The organism is Streptomyces sp. CLCI03, from assembly GCF_053615355.1.
In genome coordinates this window covers 6,989,554-7,012,686 of sequence record NZ_CM132132.1, presented here as the reverse complement: position 1 = coordinate 7,012,686, position 23,133 = coordinate 6,989,554, and the positions used below count along the sequence as shown (strand labels likewise).

Genomic DNA, 23,133 nt, shown 5'->3' with positions numbered 1-23,133 from the left:
CGGCCGACATCCTAGATGAGCCTTTCCGGAGGTCACCGGCCACAGGGTTGTTCGGATGGGCTCAACACGAGCGCGGCGGTGAGGATCCGCGGCGGCTTCGTCGCCATCCGCTGCTGCCGATCGAGCAGGGCGAGACGTTCGCGAAGCCGTGCGTCCAGCTCGACGGCCTTGCGGTGGAGGCTCTCGGAGGACTCCTTGGGCTTCTCGCCCCTCCGTTCCTTCTCGGAGGCCGCCGCGGCATCGAGGATCAGCCGCTCACGCTCCGAGGTCAGTCGCTCGGTCACCAGTTCCCGGGTCCTGGACAGCTCGGCCAGTCGCCTGGGCTGGACCTCGGCCAGGTACGCGGGAAGCCGGTTGGCGATGATCCAGCTGGTCGCCTTGTCCTCGGCGTCCGCGAGCCAGGGCAATGCGCGTGCGACGTCGGCCGCCGCGCCCTCGGGCGCCGCGGCGCAGTCGAGGTAGGGCGCGGGGCCGGCCGGGTGTACGGCGCCGCGGTTGTCGACGTAGGCGTAGGAGAACCTGCGGGCCACCGACTCGTCGGTGCCGTCCGTGACCTCTTCGACGACCCCGACGAGGAGGTGCGGTGCGTCGAGATCGGCCGAGACGAGCACGGCGCCACGGTTGAGTGAACCTCCGAAGTTCCGGATGGTTTCGGCCATGACGGCGTCGTGCAGCGGGTGGCCGGGAGCGAGCAGGTCGACGTGGGCGCGGTCGTCGGGCTGAACATGGCCGAGGTCGAAGGTGACGTGGTCGTACCTGGTGGCGATGGGGCCGTTCCCCGCCGAGCGGACGTGCTGCGGCACGTGGGTGATCTCGTAACGCCCCTGCGTCCGCTTGACGATCCGACCGCCGAGTCGGGTGAGGGCGTCCTTGAAGGTCGCTTCGATGTCGTGCGGCTCAAGGCGCCGGGCACGAGCGTCGTCCATCGTGTCGCGCAGCACGCGGAGATCGGCGTCCGAGAGGTGCTCCGAAGCGAGCGCGCGTTCGTCCAGGAGGCCCTTGAGGCCGTCTCCGACGGTGCTGTCGATGACCTCGTACATCCTGTTCCTGACCGCGGGCTGCTCGCCGTACTGGATCGCGTCGAGGAGCATGTCGCGCAACGGGACCTCGGCGAAGGCCTCCCCCAGGACGTCGAAGACCTTCCCGCCGTACGTCTGGCGCATCTGGTCGAGCTTCTCCAGCAGGCGCGTGAACACCTCGCCCTCGCGGGTGTTGGAGGCCACGAGGTTCCAGAGCCGGCAGACCTCCGTCTGACCGATGCGGTGGATGCGGCCGAAGCGCTGCTCGATGCGGTTGGGGTTCCAGGGCAGGTCGTAGTTGATCATCAGGTGTGCGGCCTGCAGGTTGAGGCCCTCACCGGCGGCGTCGGTGGCCAGCAGGATCCGAACGTCGCTGTTCTTCGTGAACTCCTCGGTGATCTGACGTCGCTCGGCCCGGCGTACACCGCCGTGAATGGCCTTGACGGCATCGGATCTCCCCAGCAGGGAGCCGATCTTGTCCTGCAGATAGTGGAGGGTGTCGCGGTGCTCGGTGAAGACGATCAGTTTCCGCGGGTTTCCCTCGGGGTCCGTCACCAGCGCGTGGTCCCGCAGGAGGGCGGCCAGTTCGGTCCACTTGCGGTCCGTGCCCGCCTCGCGCACCCGCTGCGCCGTCCGCACCAACGCCCTCAGCTCGATGAGCTCGGCGTCGAGCTCATCGACCGTCCGGGCCGCCGTCGCGGCGTCGAGCAGTTCCTCCTCCATCTCCTCGATCTCCTGGGCGTCGAGGTCACCGTGGTCGAGGCCGGCGAGGTCGACGGCGGGCACGATCTCGCGGCAGGTGCCGTCGAGGATCTCCCGCTTCCTGCGCTCCAGGCGTTCGGTACGCCGCACGAGACTCTTGTGGATCGCCTCGGGGCTGGAGGCCAATCGTCGCTGCAGCACGGTGAGCGCGAAGCCGACGGTGTTCTTGCGTGTGCCGCCGACCCGGTCGGCTCGGTTCATCCCCTCGCGGACGTAGTGGGTGACGTCCTCGTAGAGGTCGTACTCGAGCGCCGTGAGTTCGTAGGGGACCGTCTCCGCCAGGCGCTCGGGGAAGAGCTTCCTGCCCTCGAAGGTGAGCAGATCCTCCTTGATCATGCGTCGCATGATCCCGCTGACGTCGACGCTGCTCTTCTGCCTGCCCTCGAACCGGTCGCTGTCCAGCAGGGTGAGGAAGAGTTGGAAGTCCTCCTCTTTCCCCGAGTGCGGAGTCGCCGTCATCAGGAGCAGGTGACGAGTGATCCCACCGAGCGTCTCGCCGAGCTGGAACCGCTTGGTCTTCTCGACCTTGCCACCGAAGTAGTGGCCACCCATGCGATGTGCCTCGTCGACGACGATCAGGTCCCAGTCCGTCTCCTTGAGCTGCGCCTTCAGGTCCTCGTTGCGGGAGAGCTGGTCCATGCGGGCGATGAGGAGCGGGTGGCTCTCGAAGACGTTGAGATGGAGCCGCGAGTCGGCGAGCTGGTTCGTGAGCAGGTCGAAGCGGAGGCCGAACTTGAAGTAGAGCTCGTCCTGCCACTGGTCGACCAGACCTCCAGGAGCCACGACGAGGCACCGCTTGACGTCGTCGCGGAGCAGGAGCTCCTTGATGTAGAGCCCGGCCATGATCGTCTTTCCGGCACCCGGGTCGTCGGCGAGCAGGAAACGCAACGGTGTACGGGGCATGAGCTCGCCGTACACGGCGCGAATCTGGTGCGGGAGCGGCTGAACGTCACTGGTCGCCACGGCGAGCATCGGGTCGAACAGGCCGGCCAGGGAGATCCGCTGAGCCTCGGCGACCAGCTTGAAGTCGGGCACCTTCGCGTCGAAGGCGCGACTCCCGCCGCGGGCGATGCTCAGCCTGGCCTCGTCCTTGCGGAAGACGACCCGCTGGTCGAGGATGCCCCCGGCGGTCTTGTAGGTCAGCTCGACCGCGTTCGCACCGTGCTGCTGCGCGGCGATGATCGTGACGACCTCCGCCGGTACGACCCCGTCGATCCGCAGACCGGGCTTGAGCTCCTCGAGCAGCACGTGCGCAACCTCCCGCTTGGTGGCCTGCGAACGTTACGGACGTTCCGGCGATTCACTGGTCCCGTCGACTTGGTCGACCGGGGTCGCTAATCTTCCCAGAGGTTGCGCGAGTCGGCGGGGGCAATGGAACGAGAAGCACGTCATCACCTGCGCGGTGTGGTGGACGACGTCAGCAGGTGGCGCGAGCTCGCGGGCGGGATCGTCGAGCGGCGAAAGCCCGTCGAGTCAGCGGCGGAAGACGCCACCCGGCAGTTGCTCGGGCGAGTGGCCCCGCTCGGGGCCGGGACCGACATCGCATGGCGCGTCCTGCAGGTCTCGCCTTCCGATACCGACCTGCTGACCGCCCTGGCCCGCCGCGAGGCCCTTCCCGCGCTCACAGCCGGCGCCCAGGAGGGCGTCCGAGGGCTGTCCGACGAGGCCGGTCGGGCGCTGACGGCCGTCCGCGCGCTGTTCGGCGCCCGCCGGATCCTCTCGGGCAAGAGCCGCAAGGAAGAAGCACAGCAGGCCGCGGCGTACCTGCTGTCCCTCCACGAGAGGTTCACGGGTGTCCGACTCGTACCCGAGCTGGAGGCCCTGGCGACGTGGGACGCGAGCACGACCCCGCCGGTCGGGCCCTCGGCCGTGCTGGACGAGCGGGTCGGCTTCGCCGAGCGCCTCGGCGTACGAGCCGAGCTTCTGGAGCGGCACGAGCTGGAAGGCGCCAGGACCGCGATCACCGCGATCGATCGAGCCCTGCAGCGCGAGAGCGAGTTCCGAGCGGCGGTCAGCTCCGCCGGCAATGCCGTGCGAAAGGTCGAGGTGCGCAAACTGGTCGCCGAGATGCCTGTCGAACGGCTCAAGGACGCGACCAGCGGACAGCTGCGCATCACGGCGCTGATCGACGCCGGCATCCGAAACGTGCAGCAGGTCCTCGACCAGCAGGCACGGATCCGGACGCTCCCCGGGGTCGGTGAGACGACGGGCAACCGGATGATCGGTGCCGCGCAGACCATCCGGCAGACCACGATGGACGACATGCCGATCCGCATCGACATCAGGAACCGGAACGAGAACACCACGAAGCTCCTCACGAAGATGCGGGCCTGGGACGCGGCACGCTCGATCCGCGGCGCGACGGCGGACCTTGCGGCTGCCGACTCGGTTCGTCCGCTTCTGAAGAGCCTCGATTCCCGGACCTCCCACGTGGTGCTGATTCCCGAGGCCCGTGGCGTCGCCGCACTGCGGTCCGCGCTGGCAGCCGTCGAAGCACGCGGTGCACTGCTCACCGGTGGGACCAGCACGGCGGCTGATGATCCCTGGGAGGACTTCCTCTCCCGGCCGGCCGACTACTACGCGATGCTGGCGGAGCTCGGGTTCCTGGCGGACGACGCGGAGAAGACCCAGGGCGACCTGCCGGCCGAGATCGTCGAGGCGATCAGGGAACTCACCCTCGACACCACCCATCTGAAGGCGTCCCTGCGCGGATACCAGTCCTTCGCCGCCCGCTTCGCGATCGTGCAGCGCAAGGTCGTCATCGGTGACGAGATGGGCCTCGGGAAGACGGTCGAATCACTCGCCGTGCTCACCCACCTGCGCGCCAAGGGGTCCTCCCACTTCCTGGTCGTGTGCCCGGCCGCGGTGGTGACCAACTGGGTGCGCGAAGTCCAGGCCAAGTCCGCTCTGGGTGCGTACCGCCTCCACGGACCGGCGCGCCAGGACGCCCTGAAGTCCTGGATCCGCAACGGTGGAGTCGCGGTCACGACCTACGACATCCTCGGGTGGCTGGAAGGCCAGATCCCGCGCCGTGCCGAACCGGCGTGCCTGGTGTTCGACGAAGCGCACTACATCAAGAACCCGGACGCCAAGCGAACCCGACGCTCCACAGCCCTGATCGAACGCTCGGAGCGCGCGATCCTCCTCACCGGCACCCCACTGGAGAACCGGATCGAGGAGTTCCGCAATCTCATCGGCTACCTCCGGCCGGACCTTCCGATCAATGCCTCCGAAATAGCTCCTCGCCAGTTCCGCAAGCAGGTGGCACCGGCGTACCTGCGGCGCAATCAGGAGGACGTCCTCACCGAGCTCCCCGAGAGGCTGGACATCGACGAATGGCTGCCGATGTCCGGCGCCGACGAGCAGCACTACCGAGCGGCCGTTCTGCAGGGCAACTTCATGGCCATGCGCCAGGCCGCCCTACGCGCCGGCAGTAAGTCCGAGAAGATGCAACGCCTCATCGACATCGTGCAGGAAGCGGAGGAGAACGAGCGCAAGGTGCTGGTCTTCTCGTACTTCCGTGACGTCCTCGACGCGGTGGCGGCGCACCTACCGGGGAAGGTGTTCGGCCCTCTGACCGGTGCCGTACCCGCCGCGATGCGGCAGAACATGGTCGACGAGTTCTCCCGAGCCTCTCATGGGGCCGCCCTCGTCTCGCAGATCGTGGCGGGCGGCGTCGGCCTGAACATCCAGGCGGCATCGGTCGTCGTGATCTGCGAACCTCAGCTGAAGCCGACGACCGAATGGCAAGCCATCGGGCGCTCCCACCGGATGGGGCAGCTGGAGTCGGTGCAGGTGCACCGCCTTCTCTCCGAAGTGGGCGTCGACCAGCGCCTCGTCGAGATCCTCGCTCGCAAGAACGAGCTCTTCGCGGAGTTCGCCCGTGTCTCCGCGACCGCCGACAGTGCCCCGGAAGCGTTCGACATCACGGATGCCGAGCTCGCCCGGGAGATCGTGGCGGCCGAGCGCGAGCGCCTGCTCTCGGGTGGCTGACGGCTGCGGGTGCGTCGGGCGTCGCGTCGGGGCGGCTCGGGGTTTGATGTACTTCGGTCGATCGGTGTTCTCGGTGGCGTGAGCGTCCGCTGTGCGGATGACCATGCCTGCGGCCGGTCTGCTCCAGGGACCGGCAAAGAGTGATGAGGCTGCGATGAGTGAACTGACGAAGCCCGAGGTCGAAGTTCCGAAGGGTGATGCTCCGCAGGAGTTGGCCGTTCGGGACATCGTCGTCGGGGACGGGGCCGAGGCGAAGCCGGGCAGGGTGATCCGGGTCCACTACGTCGGGGTCACCTTCGAGTCCGGAGTGGAGTTCGACGCCTCCTGGGACCGGGGCGAGCCGTTCAAGTTCGCCGTGGGCGGTGGCCGGGTCATCAAGGGCTGGGACCGGGGAATCCGGGGGATGAAGGTCGGTGGTCGGCGCGAGATCGTCATTCCCCCGCGCCTCGGCTACGGCAAGCAGTCCCCCTCGCCGTTGATCCCGGCGGGTTCCACGCTCGTCTTCGTGGTGGACCTGCTCTCCGTGGTCTGAGCACGACCCGCCGATCCCGTTCGTCCACCGCGCCGTGCGCGGGAGCGGGCCGAGGAAGCGTCCGCCCACGCCCCCCGTCGGCGGGCGCGCCTCCGGGACGTTCGGCCGAGCCCACCCCCGTGAAGCTCGACCCGACCCGGCCGGCGCCAGCGACCCCTCGACACTTCAGTGGCGGCGAGGCATTGGTAACGTACACCAGAGTGTCAGTCCGGCGTCAACCAAAGTGGTGCCGGAGCCGGCCCGAGGGGCTTCGAGCAACACTGTGGTGGGCAAGGGCTCGGCATCACACCAAGGAGGTCGTGCACGTGGACGATGACGGGGCGCCCACCTTCGCCCAACTCCTGGACCACCTCTTCCGCGAGGTGCACCCCCCTTCCCGGGGGCCCTACACCTACGCGGAGGTCGCCGGGGGCATCCGCGAGAACGCGACCGGCGAGGGACGCGGGGTGACGGCGAGCGCCATCCAGCAGCTGCGCACCGGCGCCAAGCGGAACCCGACGCGGCACACCATCAAGGCCCTTGCCGACTTCTTCGGCGTGCCGGCGGGCTACTTCGTCGACAGCGCGGCGGCCGAACGCACCAAGGCGGAGATCGGTCTCCTCGCCGCCATGCGCGACCGGGACGTCCGCAAGCTGGCCCTGCGCGCCAACGGCCTGAGCGTCGACAGCCTGAAGATGCTGTCCACCGTGATCGAACAGGCCCGGAAACTCGAAGGACTCACCACCGACGAACCCACGCAGGACCTGGACCTGGACGACTGAACCACGCCCGCGACACGACCGGACCCCGCCCTCACAGCGGGGTCGCGGACATGCCAACATGGGGCGCGCGTACCGGCTTCCAGGGCGAGGTGCGCCCCGGCCGCCCGGCGTCAGCAGAGTGAGGACATGGACCTTGAGCAGCTGCGCGCCTCGTGCGAGGCGCGCGTCGAGGCGCTCGGACTCCCGCACCGCTTCAGCACCCGCGACCTCCGCGACACCGTCGCCGAACGACGCGGACGCCCCATGGACGGCGAAGAGGCTCCGCCCGCCGCCGGTATCCGCTCCCGCAAGGGCGACCTCCCGGCGGAGACCGCGTGGCTGCTGCTCGTGGCGGACGCGTACACGCGCCGCCCGGCCCGCGAGCACGAAGGCGCACCCGTGGGCACGGCCTCGTGACCGCCCCGCGGCAGGACCCCCTGCGCGACCCGCGCTTCTTCACCGACCCCTACCCCACGTACGACCGGCTGCGCGAGGGCTGCCCGGTACGACGTGTCCCCACCGGCTCCGGCGGGCACCAGGCGTTTCTGATCACCGGTCACGCCGAGGCCCGCGAGGCGTTCACCGACCCCCGGCTGTCCAAGGACACGGCCCGCTTCTTCGCCGACCGGCCCTCGGACCGCGACCTGCACCCGGCGATCTCCCGCAACATGCTGGCGAGCGACCCGCCCGCGCACACCCGCCACCGGCGGGTGGCGACGCCCCTGTTCACCACCGGACGCGTCCGGGAGCTGCGCCCGTACATCACCCGGGTCGTCGACGACCGCGTGGCCGCGTGGCGACCGGGCGCGGAGATCGACCTGGTCGCGGACCTGGCGGTGCCCCTGCCGGTCACCGTGGTCTGCGAGCTGCTGGGGGTGCCTGAGTCCGACCGTGCCACGCTCGCCGGCTGGTCCCACGACCTCTTCGACGCGACCGACACCGACCGCGTCGACGCCGCGTCGCACCGGATCGGCGACCACCTCACCCAGCTCGTCGACACGGCCCGCGCCACCCCCGGCGACGGCCCGCTCCACGCCCTCCTGCACGACTGCGACGCGGGCGGCCTCGACCGGGACGAGATCGTCTCGCTGGCCGCCCTCATCCTGGTCGCCGGGCACGAGACCACCACGCACTTCATCGGCAACGCCGTCCTGGCCCTGCTCCGCCACCCGGAGGCCTTCGACCGCCTGCGCCGGAATCCGGACCTGATCCCCGCCGCCCTGGACGAGCTGCTCCGCTTCGACTCCCCGGTGAGCGTGGCCACCTTCCGCCACAGCACGCAGGACCTGCGCGTCGGCGGGGTCGACATCCCGGCGGGCTTCCCGGTGCTCATCGCCCCCGGAGCCGCGAACCGCGACCCCGCGGTGTTCCCCGACCCGCACCACCTCGACCTCGACCGCGACGCCGGCGGCCACCTCTCCTTCGGCCACGGCATCCACCGCTGCCCGGGCGCCCCCCTGGCCCGCGCCGAGGCGGAGATCGCCCTGCGCGTCCTGCTGACCCGCTTCCCGAACCTCCGCCTGGCCGTCCCCGCGCAATCCCTGGCCTGGCGCCGAACCCGCCTCACCCGCGGCCTGACGGCCCTCCCCCTGACCCTCTGAAGCCCCGTACACAACTGCCTTGGCAGCGGGGGTGGTTCGAGTCATCCGTGCGCCTCGGATGTCACCCGATGGGCTGACCGGGCCCTTTCTCGTGCATGGCGCATCGATGTGGTCCTAACCTGAACACGCAGCGTGCCGAGGCACGCTGCGGCCCCTCCCGGCTTGCCCCGAATGCAGGATTCGGGAGAGGGCCCGGCCGCGCCGCATCAGCCCTCCCCCTGCGGCCGCGGCCGGCCGACCGGCTCGGTCGGCGCGGTCCGGCGCGTCGGCGTCGGTCGTCCGGTTGCGAGCACGATCGTCCGGACCGGATCCCTCGTCCCGAGATGCCGAGCGGCGGATATGGGACTAGCGTCACTAAGTGATGACCGCAACTGCGGGGAACACTCAGCCCGCAGGAGCGCGCCCAAGCACCTTGCTTGAGGAATCGCGCGTCGGCCCGGAGGTCCGCCGCCCCAACAGGCGGCGTTGACAGGGGAAATCGCGCGTCGCAGCCATGCGGTCGGTCACGCACCCGCGCTCCACCCCTTTGCGCGGGAGGGCGTCCTTCGACGTCCCGAAGTGCGTGGCACGTCAACGACAAGAAGGGTTCGGAATCATGCAAGCACTGAGAGTGAAGCGACTCTTCGCGGTCTCCGCCATCGGTGTCCTGATGGCAGGCGGCGCCGCCCTCGGAGCCGCAGGTACGGCCTCGGCAGCGGCCCCCACGCATTCGGTCACGTACGTCAGCGGCGGTGGCTGGGACGACGACCACGGGTACGGCGGCCACCACGGCTACTACGACGACGATGACGACTGGGGCGGAGGCTGGGACGACGGCGACTGCTGATCACGCAGCTTTCGGCACGGACGGACGGACCGGCGCGGGAACACCCGCGCCGGCCCTTCCGTGCGTTCGGCCGCGGCGCACGCTCGGCCTCGGCGTCCCCACCGGGGTGTCACGGCGGCGGACGGTCCTCCGGCGGGTGCCGGTACGTGTCGGGCCGCGGCTCCATCCGGGACACCACCTCCGCGAGCCGCGCGCAGAGCTGTTTGATCTCCTCGTGCGTCCTGTCGCGTTCGGTGATGACGGCCGCGATCAGAAGTGCCGTCAGCGCGGTCGTGCCGTTGAAGGCCTGGAGCGTGACCATGCTGGCGACGACGTCCTCGCCGACGAACGGACCTCGGTCGCCGTCGGCCGCCAGGATCGCCAGCGTCACCACGGCGAGCGCGGACGGCGCCGCCCCGGCCAGCCGGAAGCGGAAGGCCGCCCAGATCAGGAACGGCGAGACGAGGAAGAGCAGGTTCGAGTCGCGCGTCCGTGTCGCCAGGAGCGTGACCAGGACCGTACCGATGGCCAGCGCCACCGCCTCGATCCATCGGCCGACACCGGCCCGCACCGGCCACCGGGCCTTGCGCAGCACCAGTAGGAACGGCGTGACGACGAGGATCCCCATCGCGTCACCGGTCCACCACACCGACCACGTCGGCCAGAAGTCGCCCGCGTCCAGTGCTCCGGAGAGCACCAGGACACCGCTGCCGATGGTCGCACTGATCGACATCCCGGCGAGCGCGCCGAGGAAGACCAGTGCCAGGACGTCCCGCAGGCGGTCCAGGTCGTTCCTGAACCCGGCCCTGCGCAGCATCAGAGCGGCGCAGACCGGAGCGAGCGTGTTGCCCGCGGTGATGACCAGTACGGAGAGCAGCGACGGCCCGAGGGACACGTTGACCAGGAACGCGCCGAGTGCGATGCCCGGCCAGACACGCAACCCCATCAGGAGCAGAGCGGCCAGGGCGACGCCCGTGGGCGGCCACAGCGGGGTGACCTGGTCGCGCACCAGCTGCTGGAGGAGGCCGACCTGCGCGGCCCCGTAGTAGACGGCGGCGACGGCGGCGATGCGCAGCGCGGTGGACCCGAGACGACCCATCTCCGCGCTGCCCACGACAGCAGTCTGCGCTCAGATCCCGGCGCCGGCGACCCCAAGGGCCGGCGCCCGACGACCGTCGTGGGTCAGTCCGGCTCCCGCGGGCCGTCGTAGCGGACGACCAGGACCGCGGCGTCGTCGCGGTGTCCCGTCAGGTCGGCGACCTTGACGACGGCGGAGGCCAGCACGTCGGGATCGGCGTCGAACCCCGCGCGCACCAGCTTCTCCACCTCGGCCAGACCGGCCTCCATCGGGTAGTGCGGGCCCTCCACCACTCCGTCGGTGAGCAGGACGAGCACCCCTGCCTCGGTCAGACGCCGGTGGGTCACCGGATACCGTTCCCCGGGCACGACGCCCAGCGGCGGGCCGCCGCGGTCGAGCGCGATGCCGTGGCGACCGTTGGCCGTCGCCCAGACCATGGGCACGTGGCCGGCCCGGGAGACCGTCAGATCGCGGCTGGCCGGGTCGAAGCGCAGGAAGCAGCAGGTCGCGAAGAGGCCGCGCCCCATGGCGATCAGCAGGTCGTTGGCGCGGCCCAGTACTTCCTGGGTGTCGCTCGTCGTCTGTGCGAGGGCGCGCAGGCTGGTGCGTACCTGCCCCATGAAGGCGATGGCTTCCACGTCGTGGCCCTGTACGTCGCCGACCGTGAGTCCCAGTGACCCGTCGTGCATGACGAAGGCGTCGTACCAGTCGCCGCCGACCTCCAGACCGCCTCGTGAGGGCGCGTACCTGGCGGCCAGTCGCAGCCCGGGCAGTTCGGGCAGTCCCGGTGGGAGCATGTGGCGTTGCAGAGCCTCGGCCAGTTCGACCCTGGCCCGCTGGTACTCGATCCGGTCCAGGGCCTGATCGACGAGCTGTCCGAGTGCGACCAGAAGTTCTTGGACGTTGTCGGGCTGCTCGGGACGGTGTCCGCGCATCACGGCTCCTGGCTCTCCGCAGCGTCCCCACCTCACCCTAGCCGCTGCTCCCGGGGGCCTCCACAGGGGTGAACCCGTGGTGGACCGGCGGGACGGGCGGGCTCCTGCCGGGGGCTCTGCCGGGTGGGCTCAGGAGCCGATCTCGAACTCGGGTGCCCGGAGGTCGTCCAGGCACGCGGTCTTCGGCGCGGCCGGGTCGTCGAAGAAGGAGACGGCGATCTCCTGGGCGCATTTGGAGGTGGCGAAGACGACGTGCGGCTCGAACGGGACCGTGACGACCTTGGCCTTGCTCAGCGTCTCGGCGACGTACGGTCCGTTGTCAGCCCCGGTCTGGGAGTCGAACCCACCGGACAGGGCGAGCGTCGGGATGTCACCGCGCGTGACGTCCCGGATGGAGGGCGCCGCCGCCGGGACGTTCCAGGCGTCGCAGTCCGGCCGGAGGAAGGCCAGCTGCGGAGCCTGCTCCTGTACCGAGCGGGGGAACGACGGGAAGGCTTTCCGCCCGCCCTGGAGCGCCTCCCGCTCGGTCTCGTAGGGGGTCCACTCGCTGCAGAAGACGCCGTAGACGAGGCCGTGCGCGACCCTTCCCATGGCCTGGGGGCTGAGCTTGCCGCCCGCCCACTGCTGGGCGATGCGCTGCGGCTTGCCGTGCGCCAGTTCGTCGAGCGCGGCGGGTACCTGGGGCGCCACGTGGGTGGCCGAGGTCATCCAGTTCACCAGTGCTCCGCCGTCCAGGACGACCTTCACCGGCTTGTCGCTGCCGGGGAGGGTGACGGTGGTGGTGACGGGACGGGCTTCGAGTTCGCGGACGAGCCGGTCGAAGGTGGCCGACAGGTTCGGATAGCGCTTGTTGCACGCGGGCTGCTCCGCGCAGGCCTTGAACAGGCCGTCGAAGCCCTGCCGGGCGCTGCTCCAGGTCGCCGCCGACCCGGACGTGGAGGGCGGCAGGATGCCGTCGATGCCCACCGAGCGGAGCCCCTCGGGGTGCAGGCGCATGTAGGCCAGCGCCAGGTGGGTGCCGTAGGAGATCCCGTACAGGTTCCACCGGTCGAGGCCGAGGGTCTTGCGCAGGTCCTCGTAGTCGGCGGCGCTCTCGGTGTCGTTGTAGGCGCCGAGGTCGATCCCCTGGGCGGCCAGTCGGTCGCGGCAGGCCTTGGTCGCCTCGACGTGCAGGCGTTCGGTGGAGGGGGCGTTCTGGACGAGGCCGACGGAGCGTGCGTTGAACGCGTCGATGTTGGGGCACAGGAGGTTGGGTTCGGCGGAGTAGGTGCCGCGCTGGGACATGAGGACGACGTCACGGTCGCGGTTCAGGCCGCCGTCGATCGCCATCTTCGCCTCGCCCACGGCGTCGTCGCCGGGGCCGCCCGCGAGCCACACGATGGGGTCGGGTTTCGGGTCGTCGGTCGCGGCGGGCACGATCGCGACTCCGAGTCGTATCGTCCGGCCGTTCGGTGCGGCGCGGTTCTCGGGCACGGTGAGCGTTCCGCAGCGGGCGTCGTCGAGGGCCTCGATGGGTTCCGGCGTCTTCGGGCAGGGGCCCGGTACGAAGCGGGCGTCACCCACCGTCCGGGCGACCGTGCCGATCGGCGCGTCGGGGCTGGGGCTGCCGTCGGTCCGTGGCCGTGCCTGAGCGGGGGCCGTGAGCAGGCCGGTGACGAGGAGACCGGTCACGAGTCCGGCCGACGTGGCCAGGAGCCGGCGTGCGGTGCGGCGCCGACGGGGCGCGGGGTGGAGTGCCATCTGCCCTCCTGGTCACTTCGGGATGATCGTGAACGGTTCGGCTGCGAGGCCGCCGTCCACGCAGTCCCGTCGAATCCCGTCCTTCGCCCGATTCGGCCCCGTCTTCGCGTCGTGCGCGCCGGTGAGGGGGCTGTCGCACCGGTCCGTGCCGTCGACCGGGCGGAGGGCAGCGGTTCGGGCGCAACGCTCGCTCTCGACGCTACCGGCTGGACCGTACGCGCGCACGCGGGGCGAACTGGGCCCCGCGGCCCGGAGGGAGGGGGCGCCCTCCGGGCCGTCGCGTCAGGACGGGAGCCACTCCCGCCAGGTGGCCTCGTTCTTCTTCGCCCAGCGGGCCGCCGCTTCCTGGGGCGACAGCTTCTCCTCGGCGATCATCAGGGCGACGTCGTTCTGCATCTCGGTCGTCCACCGGAACTTCTTCAGGAAGGCCGCGGCGTCACCGCCGCCCGCCGCGAAGCGGGCGTTGAGGAACTTCTGCAGCGGCGTGTGCGGGTACGCGCAGGCGACCTTCTGGGGGTCGGTGTCGCAACCCTCCTCGTAGGCGGGGAGCTTCACCTCCGTCATCGGGACCCGCTCGAACAGCCACTGGGGCTTGTACCAGTAGCTCAGGAACGGCTTCTTCTCCTTGGCGAACTGCTTGATCTGCGTGATCTGCGCCGCCTCGGAGCCCGCGAAGACGACCTGGTAGTCGAGGTCCAGGTTCTTCACGAGGGCCTTGTCGTTCGTCACGTAGGACGGGGAGCCGTCCAGCAACTGGCCCTTGCCGCCGCTCTCGGCGGTACGGAGCTGGTCGGCGTACTTGTTCAGGTTCTTCCAGTCGGTGACGTCCGGGTGCTGCTCGGCGAAGTACGTCGGCACGAACCAGCCGATGTGGCCGGTGACCCCGAGGTCGCCGCCCCGCTCGATCGTCGCCTTCTCGTCGATGTACCGCTTCTCCTGCTCCGGGTGGCCCCAGTCCTCCAGGATGGCGTCCACCCGGCCCTGGCTGAGGGCGTCCCAGGCGGGGACCTCGTCGATCTGGACGGTGTCCACCCGGTAGCCGAGCTCGTGCTCCAGCAGGTATTGGGCGACGGCGACGTTGGCCTGGGCGCCGACCCACGACTGCACGGACAGCGTCACCGTGCGGGAGCCCTTCGCGTCGGCGTACGGGGAGGCCTGGCGGGTCATGTCGGCGGCGCCGCAGCCCGTGAGGGCCGTCAGGGCGACGGAGACGGCGGCCGCCGCCGCGAGGACGGCGGAGCGTGTGGTGCGAGCCATGTCAGGCCCCCTTTCCGGTGAGGTCGCGGCGCCCGGTGGGCTGGGTGACGCGGTCGAGCATCAGGCCGAGGCAGACGATCGCCGCGCCGGCGACCAGACCGGTCGCCAGGTCGCCCTGGGCAAGGCCGAAGACCGCGTCGTAGCCGAGCGCGCCGCCGCCCACGAGGCCGCCGATGACGACCACGGCGAGGACCAGCACCACACCCTGGTTGACGGCCAGCAGCAGCGCGGGCCGGGCCAACGGCAGCTGGACCTGGAGCAGTTGCTGTCGACCGGTCGCGCCCATCGAGCGGGCGGACTCCAGCGTGCCCGGGTCCACCGCGCGCACGCCCTGGGCCGTGATGCGCACGACCGCGGGCAGCGCGTAGACCACGGCGGCCGCGGCGGCCGGGGCGCGGCCCACACCGAACAGGGCGACGACGGGGATCAGGTACACGAACTGCGGCATCGTCTGGAAGACGTCGAGCACCGGACGCAGCGCGCGCCCCAGGCGGCTGCTGCGGGCGGCGGCGACGCCGAGGGCGAAGCCGAGCAGCAGGGTCACGGTGACGGCGGCCAGGACCTGGGACAGCGTGTCGAGCGCCGGGTCCCAGACACCGAGGACACCGATGGCGGCCATCGCGAGGACGGCCGTCGCGGCGGTGCGCCAGGTGCCGATGAGCAGGGCGAGGACGCCGACCGTCAGCAGGACCGCCCACCAGGGCAGCCACTGCAGTCCGTCGCGCAGGGGGTTCAGGACCCACGTGGTGAAGTGCCCGGCCCAGTCCGCGGTGCCGCCGACGAGGGGCACGCCGGAGTAGAGGTGGGCGGTCATCCAGTCCACGGCGCCGTTGACGGGCTCGGCGATGTCCACCGTCCACGCGTCGGGCCAGGTGAGCCGGTCGAGGAGGCGGGCTCCGACGGCGACGACGGCGGTCACCAGGGCGGCGAGTGCCCACAGGAGTCGGGACCGGCCGGCCGGGGCTTCGCCGATCCGCTGCCCGGCCGCGGCGGTGACGCGGTCCAGGACGACGGCGAGCAGGACGATCGGTACGCCGGCGGCGAGCGCGGCGCCGACGTCGACGGAGGCCAGCGCCTGGTAGACGCGGTCGCCGAGGCCGCCCGCTCCGATGACGGACGCGATCACGGCCATGCCGAGCGCCATCATGATCGACTGGTTGACGCCGAGCAGGAGTTCCTTGCGGGCCAGCGGCAGTCGGGCGGTCAGCAGCCGCTGCCGGCCGGTGGCGCCGAGGGAGGTGGCGGCCTCCACGACCCCGGCGTCCGCGTCGCGCAGCCCGAGCGCGGTCAGGCGGGCCATGGGCGGGGCCGCGTAGACGACGGTCGCGAGGACGGCGGCGGGCACACCGATGCCGAAGACCAGGACGACGGGCAGGAGGTACGCGAAGGCCGGCAGCACCTGCATGGTGTCCAGGACGGGCCGCAGGATCCGGTGCATCCGGTCGGACAGGCCGGCGGCCAACCCGAGGAGGCCTCCGATCAGCACGGACGCGGCGACGGCGACCACCATCAGGGCGAGGGTCTGCATGGTGGGAACCCACATGCCGAGCAGTCCGCACACGACGAAGGCGGCGACGGAGGTCAGCGCGAGCCGGACGCCGGCGACGCGCCAGGCCAGCAGAGCGGCGGCGGCGGTGACGCCGGCCCAGCCGAGAGCGAGCAGCACCAGGTACACGGCGCGGACGGACACGACGACGACGTTGCTGACGTGTCCGAGGAAGTAGAGGAAGAGCGGGTGGCCGTCGCGGTTGTCGATGATCCAGTCGCTGGTGCGTTCGAGCGGTCCGGACAGGTCGACGGAGAGCGAGGCCGGCCAGTTCCCGGCGCCCAGGAGCGCCCAGCCGAGGACGAGCGCGACGGCCGCGCAGGCGACGATCAGCCGGCCGCGGTGGCGCGTGAGCGTGCGCAGCACTCCGGGTCCGGTGTCGGTGGACGGCGTGGGGGCGGACGTGGTCGTGGTCGTGGAGTCCGGCGGGGCGGGGGTGACGGTGGTGGTCATCGGCCGCACCGCCCGGCGTGGTGCGCGGCCGCGGCGGCGCCGGTCGTGCCGCACGGCGGCGGCCAGGTCGTATGGTCGTACATCAGGCCACCGCCTTCCCGGTCGTGGCCGGGACCCCGGCGACGACACCGAGGAGTCCCGCGTGGTCGACCACGCCGAGGCACCTGCCGTCCTCGACGATCCGCGCGTTCTCGCCGGTCCGGGCGACGGCCTCGATGGCCTCGTGAACGGTGGCGCTCGGGGCGAGCGCGGGGCCCGCGGCCCGGGACTCGTCGCCGAGCGCGGGGCGCATCGCCGCACGCACGGTCAGCACCTGCTCGCGCGGCACGTCGCGGACGAAGTCCCGGACGTAGTCGTCGGCGGGAGCGCCGACGATCTCCTCGGGCGTGCCGAGCTGCACGATCCGGCCGTCGCGCATGAGCGCGATGCGGTCGCCGAGCTTCAGCGCCTCGTTCAGGTCGTGGGTGATGAAGACCATCGTGCGTCCCTCCTCCCGGTGCAGGCGTACGACCTCTTCCTGCATGTCCCGGCGGATGAGCGGGTCGAGCGCGCTGAACGGCTCGTCGAACAGCAGGACTTCGGGGTCCACGGCGAGTGCGCGGGCCAGTCCTACGCGTTGCTGCTGGCCGCCGGACAGCTGGCTAGGCCTGCGGTGCTCCATGCCGTCCAGGCCGACCTTGGCGACGAACTCGGCCGCGCGTTCGCGCCGTTCGCCGCGTCCCACGCCCTGGATCTCCAGCCCGTAGGCGATGTTGTCGAGCACGGTCCGGTGCGGGAGCAGTCCGAAGTGCTGGAAGACCATGGCCGCCCGGTGGCGGCGCAGCTCGCGGAGCCGGCCGGTGTCCATGGACAGCACGTCCTCGCCGTCGATGGAGATCGTGCCGGAGGTCGGTTCGATGAGCCGGGTGAGGCAGCGTACGAGCGTCGACTTGCCGGAGCCCGACAGGCCCATCACGACGAAGACCTCGCCCTTGCGGACGTCGAAGGAGACATCGCGGACGGCGGCGGTGCAGCCGGTACGTTCGCGCAGCTCGGCGGCGTCGAGGGCCGCGAGCTCCTGGTCGGCGGGCACGCGGTCCGCCTTCGGGCCGAAGACCTTCCACAGGTCGCGTACGGAGAAGACGGTCTCCGCGGCCGTGTCCGGCGTTTTCGTCAGGGGGATCGTGGGCTGGTTCATCGGGTGGTTCCTCCCAGCAGGTCGGCGCACTTCTCGCCGACCATGAGCACGCCGATCATGGGGTTCACGGCGGTCATGGTGGGGAATACGGACGCGTCGGCTATCCGGACGCCGTCGAGGCCCCGGATCTTCAGGTCGGGTGCGACGACGGCGAGTTCGTCGTCGGCGGCCCCCATGCGGCAGGTGCCGGCCGGGTGGTAGACGGTGTGCGCGACGTGGCGGGCGTACGCGCTGAGTTCCTCGTCGGAGGTCACCTCGGGGCCCGGGCACACCTCGCGCTTGAGCCAGCCGGCCAGCGGTTCGCTCGCCGCGATCTGTCGGGCGATGCGGATGCCGTCGACGAGGGTCCGCCCGTCGTAGTCGTCCTCGTCGGTGAAGTACCGGAAGTCGAGCGCGGGCTTGACCTCGGGGTCGGCGCTCGTCAGGTAGAGCCGGCCGCGGCTGCGCGGCTTGGGGATGTTCGGGGTCATCGACACGCCGTGCGCGGGCCGTTCGTAGCCCAGGCGCTCCGGATTGTCGGTGAAGGGGATCTGGTAGAAGTGGAACATCAGGTCCGGGCCTTCTGCCCGGGGGTCCCGGCGGACGAACAGTCCGGCGTCGGAATCCATCGCGGAATTCTCCGGGATCGGCCCGTGGGTCTCCCACACGATGACCGACTCGGGGTGGTCGAGCAGGTTCTCGCCGACTCCCGGCAGGTCGTGCACGACGGGGATCCCGAGCTTCTCCAGGTCGGCGCGCGGTCCGATGCCGGAGTGCAGCAGCAGGCGCGGGGTGTCCACGGCCCCGGCGCACACCAGGACCTCGCGCCGGGCGCGTACGACGTGCTCCGCGCCCTCCTTGGTACGGATGTGCACGCCGGTGGCGCGGGTGCCGTCCAGCTCCAGCCGGAACGCCCAGGTCTCCAGGGCGATGTGCAGGTTCGGCCGGTCCAGGAACGGGTGCAGATAGGCGACGGAGGCGGAGGACCGCTTGTTGTTCTCCGGGTGGTAGGCGAGGTCGAAGAAGCCGACGCCTTCGTCGAAGGGGCGCTTGTTGAAGCCCTCGATCCGCGGCACACCGAGTGCGGTCTGCGCCGCGTCGACGAAGTCCCGGGCGATGTCGTTACGGTCCGCCTCGCCGACGGGGACGATGTTGTTGCGCAGCCGGGCGAAGTAGGGGTCCATGGCCGCCGCGTCCCACCCGTCGGCACCGGCCTCGGACCACTCGTCCCAGTCGGAGGGAAGGGGCTTGAAGGCGATGAGGGTGTTGTGCGAGGAACAGCCGCCCAGCACCCGGGCGCGGCTGTGGCGGATGTGCGAGTTGCCGCGGGGCTGTTCGGTGGTGGGGTAGTCGTAGTCGAGCTCACCACCGAGCAGGCCCATCCAGCGGCGCAGGGTGAGGACGTCGTCGCGCCCGACGTCGCTGGGGCCGCCCTCGATGACGGCGACGCTGATGTCCGGGTCCTCGGTCAGCCGGGAGGCGATGACGGATCCGGCGGTGCCGCCGCCGACGACGACGTAGTCGTACAGGTGCGGGTCGTTCGTGTGCGGGTCGTTCACGTGGTGGTCGTTCGCGTGCTGGTCGTTCATGTTCAGCCCTTCGCCGTCGCGCCCGCGAACCAGCGCACGGGGCGCGGGGCGAGGTTCTGGTAGATGTGCTTGGCCTCGCGGTATTCGGCGAAGCCGCCGGGGCCCAGTTCGCGGCCGATGCCGGACTTCCCGAAGCCGCCCCACTCCGCCTGCGGGAGGTAGGGGTGGAAGTCGTTGATCCAGACCGTGCCGTGGCGCAGCAGGCCGGCGACCCGCCGGGCCCGGTCTTCGTCGGAGGTCCAGACCGCTCCGGCGAGGCCGTACTCGGTGTCGTTCGCGAGGGCGACGGCCTCCTCCTCGGTGCGGAAGGTCTCGACGGTGAGGACCGGGCCGAAGACCTCCTCGCGGACCACGCGCATACCGCGGTGGCAGCGGTCGAGGACCGTGGGCCGGAAGAAGTAGCCGGGACCGGCCGGCCTGCCGCCGCCCGCGCGCAGCACCGCGCCCTCGGCGAGGGCGGAGGCCACGTACGCCTCGGTCCGTGCCAGCTGGGCCGCGGAGACCAGCGGTCCGCACTCGACGCCCTGGTCGGTTCCGCGTCCCAGCCGGATCAGTTCGGCCCGGCGGGCGAGCTCGGCGACGAACCGGTCGCGCAGCGGTTCCTCGATGATGAGGCGGGAGCCGGCGGAGCAGACCTGGCCGCTGTGGATGAAGGCGGCGTTCAGTGCCTGGTCGACGGCGGTGTCGAAGCCCTCGGGCGTCGAGCACGCGTCGGCGAAGACGACGTTGGGGTTCTTGCCGCCCAGTTCGAGAGCGACCTTCTTCACGCTGTCGGCGGCGGCCCGGGCGACCTTGGTACCGCTGAGGAGACCGCCCGTGAAGGAGACGAGGTCGACGTCGGGGTGCGCGGCGAGCCGGGCGCCGACCGTGTCGCCGGGACCGGTGACGACGTTGGCCGCACCGAGCGGGAGTCCGGCCTCCAGCAACAGCTCGATCAGCACGACGGTGGTCAGCGGGGTGATCTCGCTGGGCTTGATCACGAAGGTGTTGCCGGCCGCGAGGGCGGGAGCGATCTTCCAGCTCGCCTGGAGCAGCGGGTAGTTCCACGGCGTGATCAGCGCGCAGACCCCGACCGGCTCGTGCACGACGACACTGCGGATCTCGGCCGCACCGGTGTCGACGACCCGCCCGCCGTCCTCCTTCTCCACGAGGTCGGCGAAGTAGAGGAAGGCGTCGCGGACGCAGTCGACGTCGACGCGCCCCTCTTCCAGGGTCTTGCCCGCGTCCCGGCTCTCCAGGACGCCGATCCGCTCCCGGTCGCGCTCCAGCAGTTCGGCGACCCGACGCAGCAGGGCGGCCCGCTCGGCGACGGGCGTGCGCGGCCAGGCACCGGCGTCGAAGGCGGCCCGCGCCGCGGCCACGGCGTCGTCGGTGTCCAGGACGCCGCCCTCCGCCACGACCTCGAAGGGGGTCGCGTCGACGGGGTCGATGATCTCGCGCGTGGCCCCGGACAGGGCTGCGCGCCACTCTCCGCCCACGTGGATGGTCTGCTGTGCTGCCGTCACGGTACGTATTGCCTTTCGTTCCTTTGAGTCCCCCTGTCGGTCAGACCGACTTGATCCGCCCGCCTGCCCCGACTCCCGGAACCCATGCGCAACGCCTTGCGGAGAGTGTCCTGGTTCACTCCCGAAAACACCCCAAATACGGACATGTGATGCAGATCTTTGGTGTCGCCCGGGGGCAGATGTGTGCGCAGGTCAGGCCCGCCGAGGGGTGGCAGGACGAGGACCGCCCGGAGCGGCGAGGCGGTGAGCGGACCTGGGCCGGGCCGTCGCCGACGCATGCCGTGACCTGGGACACAGCACCCGATCGGCCGGCTGCGGCCGCGGCGGAACGGCGCAGAGGTGATTCCGGTTGACTACGCTCCGCACCGGACCCACGCGCTCGCGGGATCTCGTTCTCCACGGGAACCGGCAGAAGGAGCGGAACGACGTCGGCCCCGCCTACGCCGCTGAAACGAGCCGGCGCGGCACCACTGCGACGGCTACAGCCACGCGGTCGCCTCCGCGCAACTCGTCCGCTCCTGGTACCGCCGCGCCCTCGTCGATCTCTCGCACCGGCCCCACGTCGAGCGCGTCGCCATCCAGACCAACCTGAGTTGCCGCACGGACTGGCTCGCGGAGGCCGACCCCGCCACGCTCGCCCTGTGGTGCACCTACCACCCGGGACAGACTCCGTACGACCGCTTCCTGGCCAAGCTGCGCGACCTCGCCGACCGGGGCATCCGCCACAGCGTCGGCATCGTGGGCCTCCCGGAGAATCTGGAGCACGCCCGCCGGCTGCGCGCCGCCCTGCCCTCCCACGTCTACCTGTGGGTGAACGCGGCCGACGGCCACACGTACGACGACGCCGAGGCCGACCTGTGGACCGCCCTCGACCCGCTGTTCCCGTACAGCAGGCACCCGCACCGCTCGGCCGGACTCCCGTGCCGCACGGGCGAGTCGGTGCTCTCGGTGGACGGTGACGGCACGGTGCGCCGCTGCCATTTCGTCCGTGCCGAGCTGGGCAATCTGTACGACGGCTCCTACCGGACCGCGCTCGGCCCCCGTCCGTGCCCGCTGACCACCTGCGACTGCCACATCGGCTACGTGCACCTGGAGACGCTGCCGCTCTACGACGTCTTCGCGGGCGGTGTCCTGGAACGCGTACCGGCGGCACCGGACGCCCGTGATTCCCCTGCTCAGGAGACCCCCGGTGGGCGACTGACCCCGTGCCCGCGGGGGCTGTCCCCGGTGGGGACTTCCGTGGCGATGGCCGGTTTCCCGTCCGGGCCGGGCGGAAGGACGATAAGTTAGGTTCACCTAACTACGCCCCTCACGAGGAGACTTCATGCCCGTGGAGCACGCCTTCGCCGCATTCGGGCTGCCCGGTGAACCAGGTTCCGAGGAGTTCTGGGCGGGGGCGGGGGCTCCCGCGTCGGTGCCCGCCGACGGGGGCGGTTGGGTGACCCTGTTCCTGTGGCGGGGCTCGGCGGCCCGCATCGGCTTCGAGAGCTGGTCGCCGGACGTGCCGCTGCGCCGCTGGCACGACACCGACTGCTGGTACGCCGAGGTCCGCATGCCCGCGCGGCTGCGGGTGACCTACCGGTTCCTGGTGGACGGGACCGCGTACGCCGACCCGTTCAACCCGGCCGGGGCGGGCGGTGACCGGTCCGTCGCCGCCACCCCGGACGCCCCGGCCCAGCCGCACTGGGCCACCGGAGCGGGCGGCGCCGACGCGGTGCTGCCCCTTCCGCGGGCCCGGATCCGCTGGGCGAGCGAGCGGCTGGGCGGGCGGCGGACCGTACGGGTCCACCCGGCGGGCGGCGGTGGGCCGGTGGTACTGCTGCTGGACGGGGACGACTGGCTGTATCTGCACCCGGCGATGACAGCCTTCGACTCCGCCGTCGCGGCCGGCGAGATGCCGCCCGTCACCCTCGTCTTCCTGCCGACGAGGGACCGGGAGGCCGAGTTCGGGTGCCGGCCGGAGCTGTGGGAGGCGGTCCGGGACGAACTGCTGCCGCTGGTCGCGGAGTCCGGCGTCCCCGCGGACCGGGACCGTCTCGTGGTCGCGGGGCAGAGCCTCGGCGGGCTCAGCGCCGTGTACGCGGCGCTGGAGTTCCCCGACCTGGTGTCCCGGGTCGCCTGCCAGTCGGCGTCGCTGTGGTGGACACCCGAGGCCGTGAAGGCGGCGGACCCGCTGGGCGGTCCGGTCGGCGGCTCGGTCGCCGCACGGCTACGGGAGCGCCCGGACCTGTCCGGCCTACGGATCGCCTTCGACGTGGGGGAACACGAGACGCGGATGCTGCCCCACTGCGCGCTGGTCGAGTCCCTGACCGAGCGGGCGGGAGCGACCGTGCGGACCTCCCGGTCGGCGTCCGCCCACGACCGTGCGGGCTGGCGCCAGGCCCTGCTCCGGGACGTGGCCTGGGCCCTCGGCTGAGCACGG

At 71.3% G+C, this 23,133-nt stretch carries 16 protein-coding genes and 1 pseudogene; 8 read left to right on the top strand and 9 right to left on the bottom strand.

Annotated features, from left to right (window positions below; genetic code table 11):
• Nucleotides 1-32: 32 nt before the first annotated feature.
• Nucleotides 33-3,029 carry a helicase-related protein gene (locus ACWG52_RS32325; RefSeq protein ID WP_389807209.1) on the bottom strand — a complete coding sequence of 999 codons (2,997 nt, stop codon included), beginning with the start codon at nucleotides 3,027-3,029 and terminating at the stop codon, nucleotides 33-35.
• Between the two features lie 123 nt (nucleotides 3,030-3,152).
• Here ACWG52_RS32325 and ACWG52_RS32320 point away from each other — a divergent pair, with 123 nt between their 5' ends.
• The 6 genes from ACWG52_RS32320 to ACWG52_RS32295 all read left to right on the top strand — a co-directional run bounded on the left by ACWG52_RS32320 (nucleotide 3,153) and on the right by ACWG52_RS32295 (nucleotide 9,473).
• Nucleotides 3,153-5,774, top strand: coding sequence for a DEAD/DEAH box helicase (locus ACWG52_RS32320; protein WP_389807211.1), 2,622 nt, complete (start codon nucleotides 3,153-3,155; stop codon nucleotides 5,772-5,774).
• Between the two features lie 154 nt (nucleotides 5,775-5,928).
• The gene (locus tag ACWG52_RS32315; RefSeq protein WP_389807213.1) at nucleotides 5,929-6,306 is read left to right on the top strand and encodes an FKBP-type peptidyl-prolyl cis-trans isomerase; all 378 of its coding nucleotides are present in this window, start codon (nucleotides 5,929-5,931) and stop codon (nucleotides 6,304-6,306) included.
• Nucleotides 6,307-6,611: 305 nt separating this feature from the next.
• The gene (locus tag ACWG52_RS32310; RefSeq protein ID WP_389807215.1) at nucleotides 6,612-7,067 is read left to right on the top strand and encodes a helix-turn-helix domain-containing protein; all 456 of its coding nucleotides are present in this window, start codon (nucleotides 6,612-6,614) and stop codon (nucleotides 7,065-7,067) included.
• A 126-nt stretch (nucleotides 7,068-7,193) separates the two neighbouring features.
• Nucleotides 7,194-7,463: a hypothetical protein gene (locus tag ACWG52_RS32305; RefSeq protein ID WP_389807217.1), complete on the top strand. Its 270-nt coding sequence runs from the start codon at nucleotides 7,194-7,196 to the stop codon at nucleotides 7,461-7,463.
• The gene (locus tag ACWG52_RS32300; RefSeq protein ID WP_389807219.1) at nucleotides 7,460-8,647 is read left to right on the top strand and encodes a cytochrome P450 family protein; all 1,188 of its coding nucleotides are present in this window, start codon (nucleotides 7,460-7,462) and stop codon (nucleotides 8,645-8,647) included. Before ACWG52_RS32305 ends, ACWG52_RS32300 begins: the two co-directional genes overlap by 4 nt.
• 595 nt (nucleotides 8,648-9,242) lie before the next feature.
• Nucleotides 9,243-9,473 (top strand): hypothetical protein, encoded by a 231-nt coding sequence (locus ACWG52_RS32295; protein WP_389807221.1) that lies wholly within the window; start codon nucleotides 9,243-9,245, stop codon nucleotides 9,471-9,473.
• Between the two features lie 109 nt (nucleotides 9,474-9,582).
• Here ACWG52_RS32295 and ACWG52_RS32290 read toward each other — a convergent pair whose 3' ends face one another.
• The 8 genes from ACWG52_RS32290 to ACWG52_RS32255 all read right to left on the bottom strand — a co-directional run bounded on the left by ACWG52_RS32290 (nucleotide 9,583) and on the right by ACWG52_RS32255 (nucleotide 20,711).
• On the bottom strand, nucleotides 9,583-10,551 hold the full coding sequence (locus ACWG52_RS32290) for an MASE1 domain-containing protein (RefSeq protein ID WP_453129090.1): 969 nt from the start codon (nucleotides 10,549-10,551) through the stop codon (nucleotides 9,583-9,585).
• Between the two features lie 83 nt (nucleotides 10,552-10,634).
• A complete protein-coding gene (locus ACWG52_RS32285) occupies nucleotides 10,635-11,465 on the bottom strand; it encodes a PP2C family protein-serine/threonine phosphatase (protein WP_389807223.1) in 831 nt (276 codons plus the stop codon).
• A gap of 129 nt (nucleotides 11,466-11,594) precedes the next feature.
• Nucleotides 11,595-13,205, bottom strand: a complete 1,611-nt coding sequence (locus tag ACWG52_RS32280; protein ID WP_389807224.1) for an alpha/beta fold hydrolase — start codon at nucleotides 13,203-13,205, stop codon at nucleotides 11,595-11,597.
• 282 nt (nucleotides 13,206-13,487) lie between these two features.
• On the bottom strand, nucleotides 13,488-14,462 hold the full coding sequence (locus ACWG52_RS32275; protein ID WP_033225494.1) for an ABC transporter substrate-binding protein: 975 nt from the start codon (nucleotides 14,460-14,462) through the stop codon (nucleotides 13,488-13,490).
• Nucleotide 14,463: 1 nt separating this feature from the next.
• A complete protein-coding gene (locus ACWG52_RS32270) occupies nucleotides 14,464-16,461 on the bottom strand; it encodes an ABC transporter permease subunit (RefSeq protein ID WP_389807226.1) in 1,998 nt (665 codons plus the stop codon).
• An 82-nt stretch (nucleotides 16,462-16,543) separates the two neighbouring features.
• Nucleotides 16,544-17,638 carry a quaternary amine ABC transporter ATP-binding protein gene (locus ACWG52_RS32265; protein WP_453126671.1) on the bottom strand — a complete coding sequence of 365 codons (1,095 nt, stop codon included), beginning with the start codon at nucleotides 17,636-17,638 and terminating at the stop codon, nucleotides 16,544-16,546.
• Nucleotides 17,635-19,206: a GMC family oxidoreductase gene (locus ACWG52_RS32260; protein WP_389807230.1), complete on the bottom strand. Its 1,572-nt coding sequence runs from the start codon at nucleotides 19,204-19,206 to the stop codon at nucleotides 17,635-17,637. The genes ACWG52_RS32265 and ACWG52_RS32260 overlap by 4 nt, the downstream gene beginning before the upstream one ends.
• Nucleotides 19,207-19,208: 2 nt before the next feature.
• Complete coding sequence (locus ACWG52_RS32255; RefSeq protein ID WP_389807232.1) at nucleotides 19,209-20,711, bottom strand: aldehyde dehydrogenase family protein; 1,503 nt, start codon at nucleotides 20,709-20,711, stop codon at nucleotides 19,209-19,211.
• A 507-nt stretch (nucleotides 20,712-21,218) separates the two neighbouring features.
• Between ACWG52_RS32255 and ACWG52_RS32250 the strand changes: the two are divergent.
• Both ACWG52_RS32250 and ACWG52_RS32245 read left to right on the top strand, forming a co-directional pair.
• Nucleotides 21,219-22,001: pseudogene (locus tag ACWG52_RS32250) on the top strand (STM4011 family radical SAM protein); the annotation flags it as partial.
• A 34-nt stretch (nucleotides 22,002-22,035) separates the two neighbouring features.
• Nucleotides 22,036-23,127 carry an alpha/beta hydrolase-fold protein gene (locus ACWG52_RS32245; RefSeq protein WP_389807242.1) on the top strand — a complete coding sequence of 364 codons (1,092 nt, stop codon included), beginning with the start codon at nucleotides 22,036-22,038 and terminating at the stop codon, nucleotides 23,125-23,127.
• The last annotated feature ends 6 nt before the right edge of the window (nucleotides 23,128-23,133 follow it).

Coding starts and splice junctions, on each gene's coding strand:
- ACWG52_RS32295 (WP_389807221.1), top strand. CDS start 9,243: ATGCAAGCACTGAGAGTGAAGCGACTCTTCGCGGTCTCCGCCATCGGT.
- ACWG52_RS32245 (WP_389807242.1), top strand. CDS start 22,036: ATGCCCGTGGAGCACGCCTTCGCCGCATTCGGGCTGCCCGGTGAACCA.
- ACWG52_RS32305 (WP_389807217.1), top strand. CDS start 7,194: ATGGACCTTGAGCAGCTGCGCGCCTCGTGCGAGGCGCGCGTCGAGGCG.
- ACWG52_RS32290 (WP_453129090.1), bottom strand. CDS start 10,551: ATGGGTCGTCTCGGGTCCACCGCGCTGCGCATCGCCGCCGTCGCCGCC.
- ACWG52_RS32315 (WP_389807213.1), top strand. CDS start 5,929: ATGAGTGAACTGACGAAGCCCGAGGTCGAAGTTCCGAAGGGTGATGCT.
- ACWG52_RS32275 (WP_033225494.1), bottom strand. CDS start 14,462: ATGGCTCGCACCACACGCTCCGCCGTCCTCGCGGCGGCGGCCGCCGTC.
- ACWG52_RS32260 (WP_389807230.1), bottom strand. CDS start 19,206: ATGAACGACCAGCACGCGAACGACCACCACGTGAACGACCCGCACACG.
- ACWG52_RS32280 (WP_389807224.1), bottom strand. CDS start 13,205: ATGGCACTCCACCCCGCGCCCCGTCGGCGCCGCACCGCACGCCGGCTC.
- ACWG52_RS32270 (WP_389807226.1), bottom strand. CDS start 16,461: ATGACCACCACCGTCACCCCCGCCCCGCCGGACTCCACGACCACGACC.
- ACWG52_RS32320 (WP_389807211.1), top strand. CDS start 3,153: ATGGAACGAGAAGCACGTCATCACCTGCGCGGTGTGGTGGACGACGTC.
- ACWG52_RS32285 (WP_389807223.1), bottom strand. CDS start 11,465: ATGCGCGGACACCGTCCCGAGCAGCCCGACAACGTCCAAGAACTTCTG.
- ACWG52_RS32265 (WP_453126671.1), bottom strand. CDS start 17,638: ATGAACCAGCCCACGATCCCCCTGACGAAAACGCCGGACACGGCCGCG.